General features: G+C 46.3%; 12 protein-coding genes. 4 read left to right on the top strand and 8 right to left on the bottom strand.

Annotated features, from left to right (window positions below; all coding sequences use genetic code 11):
- Together ccsA and ACNI29_RS17520 are read right to left on the bottom strand one after the other, a co-directional pair.
- On the bottom strand, nt 1–828 hold the full coding sequence (ccsA, locus tag ACNI29_RS17525) for a cytochrome c biogenesis protein CcsA (RefSeq protein WP_419779653.1): 828 nt from the start codon (nt 826–828) through the stop codon (nt 1–3).
- The gene (locus ACNI29_RS17520) at nt 815–1,492 is read right to left on the bottom strand and encodes a precorrin-2 dehydrogenase/sirohydrochlorin ferrochelatase family protein (protein WP_419779652.1); all 678 of its coding nucleotides are present in this window, start codon (nt 1,490–1,492) and stop codon (nt 815–817) included. Before ACNI29_RS17520 ends, ccsA begins: the two co-directional genes overlap by 14 nt.
- Nucleotides 1,493–1,596: 104 nt before the next feature.
- Between ACNI29_RS17520 and ACNI29_RS17515 the strand changes: the two genes are divergently transcribed.
- From ACNI29_RS17515 to ACNI29_RS17500, 4 genes are all read left to right on the top strand, one after another.
- Complete coding sequence (locus ACNI29_RS17515; protein ID WP_419779651.1) at nt 1,597–2,817, top strand: glycosyltransferase family 9 protein; 1,221 nt, start codon at nt 1,597–1,599, stop codon at nt 2,815–2,817.
- A 13-nt stretch (nt 2,818–2,830) separates the two neighbouring features.
- Nucleotides 2,831–4,105 carry a CgeB family protein gene (locus ACNI29_RS17510; RefSeq protein ID WP_419779650.1) on the top strand — a complete coding sequence of 425 codons (1,275 nt, stop codon included), beginning with the start codon at nt 2,831–2,833 and terminating at the stop codon, nt 4,103–4,105.
- Nucleotides 4,106–4,166: 61 nt separating this feature from the next.
- Complete coding sequence (locus ACNI29_RS17505) at nt 4,167–5,045, top strand: CheR family methyltransferase (protein ID WP_419779649.1); 879 nt, start codon at nt 4,167–4,169, stop codon at nt 5,043–5,045.
- 30 nt (nt 5,046–5,075) lie between these two features.
- Complete coding sequence (locus tag ACNI29_RS17500) at nt 5,076–6,293, top strand: HDOD domain-containing protein (protein ID WP_419779648.1); 1,218 nt, start codon at nt 5,076–5,078, stop codon at nt 6,291–6,293.
- Here ACNI29_RS17500 and ACNI29_RS17495 read toward each other — a convergent pair.
- From ACNI29_RS17495 to mutS, 6 genes are all read right to left on the bottom strand, one after another.
- Complete coding sequence (locus tag ACNI29_RS17495; protein WP_419779647.1) at nt 6,290–7,417, bottom strand: sensor histidine kinase; 1,128 nt, start codon at nt 7,415–7,417, stop codon at nt 6,290–6,292. The genes ACNI29_RS17500 and ACNI29_RS17495 overlap by 4 nt on opposite strands.
- Nucleotides 7,418–7,494: 77 nt before the next feature.
- Nucleotides 7,495–8,757 (bottom strand): replication-associated recombination protein A, encoded by a 1,263-nt coding sequence (locus ACNI29_RS17490; RefSeq protein ID WP_419779646.1) that lies wholly within the window; start codon nt 8,755–8,757, stop codon nt 7,495–7,497.
- Entirely contained in the window at nt 8,754–9,476 is a 723-nt protein-coding gene (locus ACNI29_RS17485) for a 16S rRNA (uracil(1498)-N(3))-methyltransferase (protein WP_419779645.1), read from the bottom strand. The genes ACNI29_RS17490 and ACNI29_RS17485 overlap by 4 nt, the downstream gene beginning before the upstream one ends.
- A gap of 232 nt (nt 9,477–9,708) precedes the next feature.
- The gene (gene lysA, locus ACNI29_RS17480; RefSeq protein WP_419779644.1) at nt 9,709–10,947 is read right to left on the bottom strand and encodes a diaminopimelate decarboxylase; all 1,239 of its coding nucleotides are present in this window, start codon (nt 10,945–10,947) and stop codon (nt 9,709–9,711) included.
- Between the two features lie 23 nt (nt 10,948–10,970).
- Complete coding sequence (locus ACNI29_RS17475) at nt 10,971–11,423, bottom strand: hypothetical protein (protein ID WP_419779643.1); 453 nt, start codon at nt 11,421–11,423, stop codon at nt 10,971–10,973.
- A gap of 3 nt (nt 11,424–11,426) precedes the next feature.
- The gene (mutS, locus tag ACNI29_RS17470) at nt 11,427–14,084 is read right to left on the bottom strand and encodes a DNA mismatch repair protein MutS (RefSeq protein ID WP_419779642.1); all 2,658 of its coding nucleotides are present in this window, start codon (nt 14,082–14,084) and stop codon (nt 11,427–11,429) included.
- Between the last annotated feature and the right edge of the window lie 8 nt (nt 14,085–14,092).

Here is a 14,092-nt window from a genome sequence, read left to right as displayed (position 1 = left end):
TTAGGCTTTGAAGCTATGGTGAGTGGGGATAAAAAAGTTGATACCCCACAGAGAAATCATGGTGATAACAAAGACGATAATCACCAGAATTGCCGGTTTTTTGCCTCTCCAGCCCATCATGATGCGCTGGTGAAAAACGAAGGCGAAAAGAAACCAGACTACTAAAGTAACAATTTCCTTCGGGTCCCATGAAAACATTTTGGAAAATGCGGCTCGGGCCCAGAGGAAACCGGCAGCAAGTCCCAAAGTGTAAAGCGGGAATCCGATGATGATCGACCAATGGTTTACATTGTCGAAAGTATTAAGCGAAGGCATTTCCTTTTCCATTCCGGTAAGGTTTGCCTTGGTTTTAATTTTGTTGTTCAGGTAGAGGAAAGCGACTCCGGCCCCGGCAGCCATTGCCATCAGCGCGATGCTTAAGAAAATGGTCCCGATGTGGAGACCGATGAAAAGTCCGGCCAGATGGGCGGGAATAGTCACCTTCAGGCTCTGTGAAGCGAGGGATATAATAAAAAGGAGCAGGGCGAAAGGTGAAGCGGTAAGTGCGAAAAAAGTAGAGCGCAGCTTCCACCATAAACCAAAATAGACAAGGATGAAGCTCCATCCCAGAAGGCTGAAATAGAAATAGCCACCGCTAAAAACGGTGCTCTTGTAGAGGGTCACCGCCAGAAGCAGGTCGAGGGTATGCAGCACGAAACCGCCGATTGCGGAAAGGTTACCCAGCTTTCCCAGCAACTTGTTGTTTTTAAAGCTTCCAATGAAGAAAAAGGTCGTACCCGCAAGGTAGAGGGCGATAATTACGTACTGGAATAATTCAAATAAGCTCATCAATTAACTCCGGTATACGGGGAACAAGTTCTTGGGGAAGGGTGTCTGCCAAAATTTGCTTCACCCGTTCCATGTTTCCAGCCTCAAGTTCATCTAAAATCGGGGACCCGACAAGCAACCTGAACAAAGCGGTGTTGTGGCTTGTTTCCTTGCCGAGGTCAAGGACCAGTGGTCTTATTCTTCCCATTAAAGTTATAAAAGCGGCATAATGCGGGCCGAAAATATCCTGTAATTCACGACGTATTCTTTTAGTGAATGCCGGAGTACACCCTCCGGAAGACACAGCCAGCGTTAAATCTCCCTGCCTGATCACTGAAGGAACAATAAAGTTGCTTCCTTCTGGAAAGTCAGCGATATTGCAAAGAATATTTTTTTCAGCACAGAGTTCGGACATGCGCCGGTTAAGCTCTGCATTGTTAGTGCAGGCAAAAGCGATAAACACATCGTCCAGATCGTTATCCTGAAAAGGGCGTTGCTCAAAGATCACCCGCTGATCACGGCTGATTTCCTGCAATTCCGGTCCCGGCTCTGCGGTGTCCAGCACGGTTACCTGTTCGGGATCGCATTCAAGTATGGACTTGAGTTTGCGTATTCCGACAGATCCGGCACCGACCAGCAGACATTTGCGGTTTTTCACTTTAAGAAAAATAGGGTAGTAGGTCATAGACATCCTGCATAACAAAAGTGTGTGTGCATTGTAAAATGACAAAGTGCTGATAAATAGATATAATTCAAAAAATCAACCCCTTGCAAGGAAACTTATTTTTAATGAAACGGGCTTTGGTTATACAACTTACAAGATTCGGCGATCTGGTCCAGACCAAACGTCTTGTGCTCACCCTGCAAAGGCGCGGTTTTACCGTGCACCTTTGTGTTGACCGTTCTTTGGTCTTACTGGCCCGGATTATTTATCCTTATTGCGAAATACACTCGCTGATAGCGCACGGTAGCGGGATAGCAGGAGAGGGCAAGGACACAGTACTTCCGGTCAATTACGAAATCTTCAGACAATTATCTGAGATCGATTTCAGCGAAATATATAACCTGAATTTCTCGACCATGAACTATGCCCTTTCATCGATGTTTGATCCTGAAAGGGTCAAAGGGCATAAAAGGGTAAATGGACAGCCTATTAAAGACCGCTGGTTTGAGCTTGGATTCCGGCTGGCTGCTGAGCGGCGTAACAATATAAATCTGGTCGATTATTGGGCCGCACTCAGTCCGGACATGATTCCGGCTGCTGAAGTAAATCCGCTTGCCGTCCCCGGTGGAAAAGGGATCGGGGTGGTCATGGCCGGTCGGGAGAGCAGACGTTCACTCCCGTATGAAGTGCTTGCCCCGCTGGTTATGTCAGCACGTTCTACCAATAAGAATAAGAACATTTATCTGCTGGGAAGTAGGGCCGAGCGTGATGCAGCTAAAAGACTTCTCTCCAAGTTCCCGGCCGTAGTGGCGGAGACAACCGTGAACCTCGCCGGTGAAACTGACTGGAAAGGCTTAGCTGATGCCGTAAGCGGGCTTGATCTTCTGATCACCCCGGACACTGGAACCATGCATCTTGCAGCGCATTTAGGTGTTCCGGTACTGGGTACTTTTCTTTCTTCCGCATGGTGTTCGGAGACCGGGCCATACGGCGCGGGGCATACGGTTTTGCAAGCGGACATTGAGTGTTCGCCATGCATGGAAGCCGCTCCCTGCTATAATAATATGAAGTGCTTGGCTCCATTCGCAGATCCTTTAGCTGCCCGCTATGTTGCCACGCGTAAGCCGGAGCATCTGCCCAAAGGGATATCCGTTTTTGAATCGGCATGTGATTTTCTAGGAACAGAATTCGTATTGAAAACCGGAAATGACCCAAGCGGAGACCGCAGGCAGCGTTTACGCAAATTCATCAGTTGCCACCTTGGGCTGCTTGATATTGGAGAACATGGTCCCTTTGCTGATTTGGCGGAAAAATTTTACAAAGACAAAGACTGGATAGCTCCTTAAAAAGGAAATTTGTATGGATAAGAACAAGGTTTTGCGAATTCTGGTTGTGCTTCCTTTATACGGCGGTTCGCTTCCTATCGGTCGTTATTGTGTTTCCGCATTGAAAAAAATGGGGCATCTGGTGGAGACCTTCGAGGCTCCTGACTTCTATAGCGCATACACTGCCATAGATAATCTAAAAGTTACCTCGGACAGGCATCAGTATCTTCGGAACAGCTATTTGAATATGCTGTCGCAGGCAGTGCTGGCCAAAGTGGAAACCTTTGAACCGGATATGGTTCTGGCCATGGCTCAGGCGCCGCTTACCCACCAGGCACTGAAACGGTTACGTAAAGATAATGTAAAAACAGCCATGTGGTTTGTTGAAGATTTCCGCTTGTTTACCTACTGGCAGTCTTTTGCGCCGTTTTATGATGTTTTTGCCGTTATCCAGAAAGAACCTTTCTTTAGTGAACTCAAGCAGATAGGTGCTGACAACGTTCTTTATCTGCCTTTGGCCGCCCAGCCGGACTTTCATAAACCGGAAGAAATCAGTCCTGTTGATGCCCGTAAATATGGCGGGGATGTGGCTTTCATGGGCGCGGGCTATCCAAACAGACGGATGGCATTTCGTAAGTTGATTCATCATGGATTGAAGATCTGGGGGACAGAGTGGGATGGCGATCATGTTCTTAAACCTCATGTGCAGCTGGACGGACGCCGTGTATCTTCAGAGGAATGCGTAAAAATTTTTAATGCAACAAAGATCAACCTGAACCTGCATTCGTCTATCAATGCTGACGAACTGGTCAGCGGCGGGGACTTTATCAACCCGCGTACTTTTGAATTGGCCGCCTGCGGATCTTTCCAGCTTGTGGATAAACGTTCGCTCATGGCAGAAGCTTTTGATGATGGAGAACTTGCTCATTTTGATGATCTGGATGATCTGGATCGTAAAATTGCGTATTTCCTCGCTCATCCTGATGAACGCAAAGCATATATTGAGCGGGGAAGAGCGCGCGTGCTCAAAGACCATACTTATGAAGTTCGAATGCAGAGTCTGTTGGATTTTACAGTTGAGCGGTTTGCCGATTGGCCCGTCGAGCGCAATACCGACGCGTTTTTTGACATTAACTTTCCAGATGACTTGAAAGATGATATAATTAAATTAATTGATAGGTTGGGATTGCCTGCCAATGTCGGGTTTGATGATCTGGTGGCCGCAGTCAGAGCACAGCAGGGACAGTTGACTCCTTTGGACACAGCGGTGCTTTTTTTGGATGAATGGAAAAAGGTTTATAAAGGATAAATTCGATTTCTATCTGGCTGCACGGTTTTATATTTGTATATTTGAGTTCCGGGAAAGTAATATGAGTGGATTGTTTTCAGGGAAAGGTTTTAGTGGAAATATTAAAATTTCCCAGAAAGAATTTTTGGAAATCAGAGATATTATCTATGAGTTGTCCGGTATTTTTTTGCAGGATAACAGACGTTTTCTGGTTGAAAACAGATTTGCCCCCCGGCTTTCTGAGTTGGAATTGAAAAGCTATTCCGAGTATATTGATTACTTAAAGAATCACTTTAAGGGTAAAACCGAAGAGTTAAATATGCTTACGGAATTAATCACCACCAATGAAACCAGTTTTTTTCGTGATAACTCCCAGCTTAAAGTTTTTCGAAACTTCACGTTGAAAAAAATGATCGATGCCGGAAATGAGTCTGGACGTCGTGAAATTAGAATATGGTCTGCAGGATGTTCCTCCGGCGAGGAGCCGTATACACTTGCAATTATTTTGCATGAAGCACTCAAAGATGAAATCCGCAAGTGGCGCATAAAAATTACTGCCAATGACATTTCTACTAATGTTTTGAAGATGGCTGAGAAGGGGATATATACTCGATATTCTTTACGAACAACTCCTGCCCATATCATCCCTAAATATTTTAAAGACCGTGGGAATGATGTTTTTCAGATCAACCCCGAAGTTAAGCGGCTGGTGTCGTTCAGCAAGATCAATTTGAATATGGACAGTCAAGTTAAGAGAATTCCCAAGTCCCATATTGTTTTTTGCCGAAATGTTATAATTTATTTCGATAAAAAAATGAAAGCGAAAGTTTTGGACGGTTTCTATAATAATTTACTTGATAACGGGCACTTATATGTGGGACATTCCGAATCATTACATGCAGTAACAGATAAGTTCAAACCGAGGCAGCACGCTGGAACGATCACGTACCATAAGATTTAAATCTGCCGTTCAACATTTGCGAGGCTCATTATGCAGACTGTGAACATTAACGATGTCCAGCCGGGGATGATTTTAGCAGCTGATCTGAAGCAGGGAAACAGAATGCTTTTGCCTGCGGGATCTGTCCTGACAAATAAAAATATCACAGTTTTCAAGAATCAGGGAATCGAGTCAGTACAGATTGTACCATCCGGAGGTTCGGAACCGGATGAAGACAGCATAGATAGGTCTTTCGTCTATGCCCGCGATTATTTCATGTTTGTGAATCATGATGATCCGGTAATTATGCAGATGTTTGATGTTGCTGTTTACAAGCTGGCGCTTCGATTGATGGAGGGCTGGCGACTGCCTACTAAAGATGAACAGCACGTTACTGCGCTTGATGAGATGCGTGATCTTTTCTTTCGCGACGAAGGAACCATTGAGGATATCGTTGATGCCGAACTTAAAGTGGCGTCCTTTCCTGATATATTTTTCAAAGTAAAAGACGTAGTTGAAGATTCCAAAAGCACAGCTGGAGACATCGCCGGTGTTGTGGGGCTGGATGTCGGGCTTTCTACTCAGCTGTTGAAACTGGTCAACAGTCCGCTTTACGGCTTTCCTTCAGAGATTAACAATCTGGTTCGTGCAGTTGCGTTAATCGGCGGCAAGGAGCTTTGTACGTTGGCCCTTGGACTTTCTACCATCGGTTATTTCAAGGATATTCCGCCGGAATTAATTGATATGCGTGCTTTTTGGATGCACTCTCTGACTTGCGGTGTATTTTCTAAAGTTATCGCCGAACAGGTTGATGGCGTTGTGCCGGAAATGATGTTTACTGCCGGACTGCTCCATGATGTCGGACGCCTTATCTTATTTAAAAAAATGCCTTACAGCGCAGTTCAAGCTATGCTCTTTGCCCGGGAGAACTTCATTCCGCTGGTAGAAGCCGAAGATGTTGTTCTCGGCTTCAATCATAGTCAGATTGCCCGCTGCATGCTTGAAAAGTGGAATTTCCCTCCCGCTCTGACTGAGATTATCAGCAGTCACCATGCTCCCGGTAAAAGTGAAATGCAGAAAGAAGCCGGAATCTTGCAAGCTGCCGACAACCTTGCCTTGGCGGTTGGAATTGCTGATGGCGGTATGTATGTTCTACCTGGTGTTGATGATGAAGTCTGGGATGTACTGGGCGTGGATGCTGAAAGTTTGAAAAAGATCGTTGATAACTACGACTACCAGATTAAGGAAATATTCAATACTTTTTTTTAATTAGTATCAAAACCATTTGTGCAGCATTCAGAGTCCGGGCAGGGGATTTTAATAATGACTGTAGTCCCTTTTCCTGATCCGGGACTTTCAATCTCCAATTTGCCCTTGTGCTCAAAGACAATTTTTTTGACTCGCGGCAAGCCCATGCCAATTCCTTTTGCTTTGGTCGAAAAAAATGGGTCCAGCACATGGTTCATGATTTGAGGCTCTATCCCCATACCTTGATCCATGATTCTTATTTGGATTACATTATTATTTTTTTTGATCTCGATAGTTATGTTGGTAATGTTGTCCGGCGTAAAGTTACTGGCATTGAGCATAATTTCGACTATCGCAGCTTCGAATAGTTTTTTACCCACAGTAATTTTTGCCACTTCGCAATCAAACTTCATTTCAATGTGTTCATCAATACGCTCAAGTATGAGGTTGGCATTGCATAGTGCGTCTTTAAATAAATCAAAACAATTGACTTCTGACGGATATGGTTTTGGAATATTGGAATAAGTCTTGACTGCCGCAACCAGTCCTTCAAGCTTCATGGCTTCTTCGGAAATAATTTTTAATTCACGTTGAAGTGGATCTTCTATATCCAGTTTGCGGGAAATGAGATTGGTCATTCCACCTATGACAGTGGTGGGATTCAATACTTGATGGGCAACTGCCTGCGACAGGGAGTCCAGACTTTCAATCCTTTCTTTTTGCAATTCAGCGTTGCGGGAAAGGATTTTTTTTTCACGCTGTTCAGCATTATAAATATCTGTAATATCTTCGAAGAGAAAAACAAGACCGAGGATTTCCTCGTTTTCTGTCAGATATGAAGAGGTTATGGATAGTTTTTGTGGACATTCCCGGTCTTTAATTGCGTAGGGAACAATATGTTTCAGCCCGGCTTTCTGCTCATTTATGACATCAAGAATTACCTGATTGAATTCCGCATTAAATGTGGCATCTGTGATAAAAATTTCACCCCAGCCAAGCCCTAGGTGTTTATTAATATCCAATTTAAGAATTTTACAAGCAGCCGAATTCAGGAATTCAATTTTTCCTTCGCGGGAAATAACCATGATTCCAACATCGATACTTTCGATAATATTCTCAACAATTATGGAATTAAATGATGCCATTCATGTATCCTTATGGGAGTTTGACCAAGTATACACCCCCATAAGAACACAGGCAACAAAATAGCTTACTTATTGACTCACTTGCCCCACTTTTTGGGTTCAGGTCTTTTCCTTGGTGGACGCGATCTTCGCTGTCCTTTCAGCCACGCATTTAAACGCGGCTCCTCTCCCTGATCTTTGGGATCATAAAACATGCGGTCGGAAATTTCCGGCGGCAGGTATTCCTGATCGATATAAGAGTTGGGATATGAATGCGGATACAGGTAGTTGCGACCATAGCCCCATTCTTTTTGCAAATTAGTGGTAGCGTTACGCAGATGGAGCGGGACTGGATGCATGCCGTTCTGACGGATTTCTTGTTTTACAGTATGGTATGCCGCATAAGTGCTGTTGCTTTTCGGGGCTAAAGCCAAATAAACTACGGCCTCGGAAAGGGGAATAAAGCCTTCGGGCATGCCTATGAATTCAACAGCTTGCTGGCAAGAAACAGCCATGGTCATAGCGTATGGATCAGCCAAACCAATATCTTCGCCTGCTGAGATGATCAATCTGCGGGTTATAAATTTTGGATCTTCACCGCTTTCAATCAAACAGCCAAGATAATAAAGGGCCGCATCCGGGTCACTGCCGCGAATGGATTTGATCAGCGCTGAAGCAAGTTCGTAATGGGAGTCACCATCCCGGTCACCGCGAATAACGGTTTCAGGTAAAATTTTGCGCAGGTTTTCAGCTTCACGCTTTTCTTCCGGTAATTGAGACGTATATTCCAGCAGATTAAGTAGGCTACGTCCGTCTCCTCCGGCCATGGAAGTAATCAAAATCAGACTTTCTGCACTCAGTTCAATCTCAAGTTCATCGCAGGCACGTTTGCAGATTGCCAGCAGATCAACTTTGCTGAGAGCACGTAATCTCAATACATGCAGACGGGAAAGCAGTTGCCGGGTCACGCTGAAAGACGGGTTTTCGGTGGTCGTCGCAAGTAAGGTGATTTCCCCTGATTCCAGAATCGGCAAAAAGAAATCCTGCTGTGCCTTGGAAAACCGATGCAGTTCATCAAGTATAAGAATATCCATGCCTGCCAGTTGTTTACGCAAAGCCGCAATGCCTGATTCCGGTGCGCTGATACGCATGAAATGACGGCCTGTGGATTTTGCCAGAAGCATGGCAAGTGTTGATTTACCGCATCCCGGAGGACCGAAAAGCAAGAGGCTTGGCAGTCGTTTGGAACGCTCAAAAGCTTCGATGCGCTCACGAATGTGATTCTGGCCAAAAAAATCGTCAATATTTTTAGGACGGATACGGTCAGCCAAAGGCTGGTTATCTGTTAATTCTAATTTCATATTTTTTGTTTTTCTAAATATGCAGTCCCCATGCAGAGCAGGGCAGCTGTTTCCCATCGGAGGATGGATTGGCCCAGACTGACGGGTTTGAAACCGTTTTCAATTAATAATTCAGCTTCACGCCGGCTGAAACCACCTTCCGGGCCGATCACAGCCAATGTGGATTCTGCCGCAAATACAGAATGATCCGGCACAGTATCGTTATCCGCTTTTTCCCACAAGAAAAGTTTGTTGCTGTACGGGGCGGCTACTTCTATTAATTTTTCCAATGATCCTGAAACGGTCGCAAGTTCCGGCAACCATGAGTTGCCACACTGTTTGGCAGCGGCGACGAGCTTTTCGTTCCAGCTTTCTTTGATCTCGGCTGGAACTTTGCCCTGACTGAATTCGCTCTGAAAGAAGATCAGTCCATGGGTTTGCAATTCAACTGATTTTTCCAGAATCCAATTACGCCGCGATGATTTGTTCCAGCCTATGGCGAGAGTTATATTGCGGATGTCCGGAGTAGATTTTTCTTCATCCAATTCCAACTGAACTTTACTTTTCGTAATTCCGATAACAGTAAATAAACCTTCACGACCACAGCCGTCAAAGAGACGCACGGTATCACCGACGCGGGTCCGCAGAACTTTTCCAAGATGTTTGGCCTCTCCACCTTCAAGCATGAAAGGGGAGTTCCAGTTTTCCGGGGGAAGGTAGAAAGAATTTAGTCTAGCCATAGCTCATTTTATTTAAAGTCCCAAAAAAAGAAAATCCCATATCCGGGATTTTAATGTCTGAACCGTAAGCCGCAATGCTTATGTAAGAATTGGCGAAGCCATATTAAAAAGTTTTGGGATTCTAAAACCTTTTTCCAAAAGGGTTTTAGCCCCCGGAGGGACTCTCGGTAGAGCCGCCGGAGGCAAAAGCCCCCGGCAGGGTCCCCGAAGGGCTGCCGGAGGCTTATTTATATTAAGATTCCAGTTTAATAAGATCTTCGTAAGTTTCCCTTCTGCGGGCTACGATTACGTCATCACCGTCAACGATGATTTCAGCTGCACGCAGGCGGGAGTTGTAGTTGGAAGACATGGTGAAGCCGTATGCTCCCGCGGAGTAGACAGCGATGAGTTCACCCTGTTTCATTTCAGGCAGCATGCGATCTTTAGCAAGAAAGTCACCGGATTCGCAGATGGGCCCGACGATATCGTAGTCTATTTCTGCGCGGTTGTTCTGGGTAACTTCGGAAATACGGTGGTAGGACTGGTAGAGCGAAGGACGAACCAGATCGTTCATGGCAGCATCAACGATGAGGAAATCCTTAGTCGGGGTCTTTTTGGTATAGACAACTTCACCGACAAGAATACCCGCGTTACCGGCAATTACGCGACCGGGTTCAAGTATCACTTTAAGTTCTTTGTTGGCCAAAGCTTTGCTCAATGCTTCGCCGAATTCTTTCGGATGGGGCGGTTCTTCTTCATCGTAGGTGATACCGAGTCCGCCGCCGAGGTCGAGGTGTTCGATCTCAACACCCATGGCTCCAAGTTCGTCGCGGAAAGCGAGCAGTTTGTCGAGTGCTTCGAGGAAAGGTTCGATAGTGGTCAACTGGGAGCCGATGTGGCAGTCCATACCGATTGGGGAAACATTGGAAAGATCCTTTGCGGTCTTGTAAGCTTCCTTAGCGGTTTCCATATCCAGACCGAATTTGTTCTTCTTCATTCCGGTGGAAATGTAGGGATGGGTCTTGGGGTCAACATCGGGGTTGATGCGGAAGCTGATGCGCGCAATTTTATTCATGGACTCGGCCACTTCATTGATGCGATGCATTTCGCCAACGGATTCAACGTTGAACATGAGGATGTCGGCTTTGAGAGCTTCAGCAATTTCGTAAGCTTTTTTACCCACGCCGGAAAATACGATTTTGCTTGCTGGAACGCCTGCTTTAAGCGCACGGAAAAGTTCGCCTCCGGAAACGATATCCATGCCTGCTCCCATTTCAGCCAGCAGTTTGAGCACGCTCAGGTTGGAATTAGCTTTTACGGAGTAGCAGGTCATGTGGTCGAGCCCGGTGAAAGCGGAATCGAAAGCTTCGAAATGTCTGCGCAGTGTAGCTGCGGAGTAGATGTAGAGAGGAGTGCCGTATTCTTTGGCAAGCTCGGTAATGCTGATGTTTTCAGCGTGAAGTTCGTTATTTTTAATTTCAAAATGATGCATTGTGGAAGGACTCCATTAAAAGATTAGGGTGCAGCTGTGTATACGTCGGAAACTACTACTCCGAGTGCATCGTAAACATTGCGTCCTACGACTCTCCAACGATAGCTTTTAGCGGGATTAAGTCCACATTCGCTGAATACGAAAGTGGAGCCGTCAGATTGAATACCTTCGGAACCGGGGGTGAATTCTTTCCGGATAGCCGGGAAGAATGGACATGTCGGACATCCTTCTCCCGGACCGGAACCTTCGGCTTGAAATTGAAGACTTAAATTGTCCACATTTTTGTAAGCGCCGTCAACCTTTACTATTACTTTAAGACATTCACCGACGCGACGTCCTTCTACAGAGGAAAGGGTAAAAGAATCTTCACTTTTAGAAGGAGCCGGCCACATCTTTACGCCGCAACCGGCGGTTGCCAGAAGCATAAGAGCAAGGACGGGAAGCAGTATTTGTTTTTTTAATCTATGAAATTTCATTACTTAATCTCCAAGTGATTTTTTCCACTGATTCATAAGGGTAAGGGCTTCTATGGGTGAAAGTCCGTTAACATCAAGATTACGCAATTCTTTTATAATTATGTGATCTTCGGGCGGAGCTTCGTTGTTCTTTTCATTTCCGGTGCAGAGCATTCCGGGCAGAATTGATTGCACAGAAGGAGCTTGATACACTGGCTGGCCGTCCATATCCTGCGATTTTTCTTCAAGATTCGCAAGAATTTCCCTTGCCCTTACTACTACAGGCTTGGGTACCCCGGCAAGCTTGGCCACTTCGATACCGTAACTTTTGTCAGCCGGACCGGGAACGAGTCTTCGCAGGAAAAGGATATCGCCTTTCCATTCACGAACTGCGATATTAAAGTTACGCAATCCATCGATTATCCCTTCAAGAGAAGTCAGTTCATGGTAGTGGGTGGCGAAAAGGGTTCGGATTCCGCCCCGTGCTCGTTTGGAAAGCTCTTCTACAACAGCCCAAGCCAAAGCAAGGCCGTCGAAAGTTGAGGTTCCACGCCCGATTTCATCGAGAATAACCAGACTTCGTTTGGATGCCTGTCGCAGGATTCGGGCAGTCTCCATCATTTCAACCATGAAAGTTGACTGGCCCTGTGCTAGATTGTCCGAGGCTCCGACACGGGAAAATACGCGATCCATGAGTCCGATGCGACCGCTGGTGGCTGGGATATAAGATCCGATCTGGGCCATGATGCCCATTAAAGCGACTTGGCGCAATACTGTTGACTTACCAGCCATGTTCGGTCCGGTAATGAGGAGGATACGCCGTTTTTCATCAATGGTCAGGCTGTTGGGGATGTAGTTGGCTGCCCCTTGGACTGCTTCGACCACCGGGTGGCGTCCTTCTTCAATTACTACTTCCATACCGGAATGTATTTCCGGGCAGGACCAGCGGTTGGCTCGCGCAGATTCAGCCAGTCCCTGCCAGAAGTCAACAGCGGCGATGGCGTCAGCCATGAACATGAAACGGCTACGGTTCTTGGCAATATCTTCGCGTACTTTTTGAAAAAGATTGTACTCAAGGGTCTTGCGCTTTTCGGAAGCCGAGATGATTTTTTCTTCCAGCTCTTTGAGTTCCGGGGTGATGTAGCGTTCACTGTTTACAAGTGTCTGACGCCGCTCAAAGTAATCGGGAACCTGTCCTTTGAAAGCTTTGGAAATTTCAAAATAGTAGCCGAAGACTTTGTTAAAGCCCAGTTTGAGCTTGGGCAGGTCGTTGGCTTTTTTTTCATTTTCCAGCAGGCCGGCAAGCGTTGATTCTCCGTGCTCGGTCAACTCGATGAGTTCATCCAGTTCCGGGTTGTACCCGCTTTTGAATAGCCCGCCTTCGGTAATCACCGGAGGAGGGGAGTCAACAAGAGCATGTTCCAACAGCTCGGATACGTCGTTCATTGAATCCCATTTCTTAACGATAGTCTTCAGAGCCGGAGTAACCTGAGTTCCTTCATCCGCACTGGTCACAGCTTCATGAAGGAGTTGGTGGACCGGAGGCAGGGTTTTCAAACTCTGGCGCAGACTGATAAAATCTTTGGGCGTTGCCCGTCCAAGCACTACACGGGTGGAAAGACGTTCAAGGTCATAAACCGTATCCAGCAGTTCGCGTATTTTTGCGCGCAGAGAATCATCGTCATGAAAAAAAGTAACCGCACGCTGGTTGTTCTCAATGGGGGAAATCTCGCGCCACGGTTGTTTGAGACGAACAGACAGCAGACGCCCACCCATGGGAGTGATGGTTTTATCCAGCACATTAAGCAGGGTTCCTTTACCTTTTTTGCCGTCCAACCTTTTAAAAAGCTCAAGATTGCGCTCGGTGACTTCATCCAGAATCATGAACTTGGTCAGGTTCAGGGGTTTGAATTCATCGAGGTGGTCAAAGTCCTGCATCTGGGTCTGGCGCAGGTAGGCGATTAATGCCCCACAAGCCTGAGTCAGCTGTGGCTTATCTTCAAGGTCCAGCGAATCAAGATCCGCTACATTCTGTGCTTCAAGAACATTGTCCATTGCGGATTTGTAGTTGAAATATCCGGCAGATGGAGCCGGGGCGATACGGGCGTCGATTTCAGCATACTGTCCGGGAACAGCTTTTCCTTGAGGAAGGATGAGTTCACGGGGGTTAATTTTTAGAGCCCACTGCCAGAGGTCATTTTCATTTTTACTCTGGATTCCGCTCCACTGTCCGGTGGAAAAATCCATCCATGCCAGTCCGCCCGCAGACTTTGCATCATCCCAGATCAAAGCCCCGAGATAGTTGCTGGTCTTGGCTGAAAGAGTGTCGTCCTCAACAACGGTTCCGGGAGTATACACTCGGGTAACCGCACGTTTTACCAGACCTTTTGCCTGCTTTGGGTCTTCTATCTGATCACAAAGTGCGACGGTATAGCCCTTTTCGATCAGCTGAGAAAGGTAGGTGCGTGAGGCATGATGCGGTACTCCGCACATGGGGATTTTATCAGCGGAATTAGGATTTCGGCAGGTCAAAGCGATCTGCAATTCACGCGCTGCTATTTCAGCGTCCTCAAAAAAAAGTTCGTAAAAATCCCCCATGCGAAAGAAAAGCAGAGAATCAGGGTGTTCGGCCTTGATCTGCAAGTACTGCTCGAACATGGGGGTGAGTTTTGGTTTGCTCACAATAATAT

Source organism: Maridesulfovibrio spiralis (SeqCode) (assembly GCF_048571135.1).
GTDB classification, from domain to species: domain Bacteria; phylum Desulfobacterota; class Desulfovibrionia; order Desulfovibrionales; family Desulfovibrionaceae; genus Maridesulfovibrio; species Maridesulfovibrio spiralis.
The sequence above is the reverse complement of the archived record's forward strand: the minus strand, read 5'-3'. Positions and strand labels throughout refer to the sequence as shown.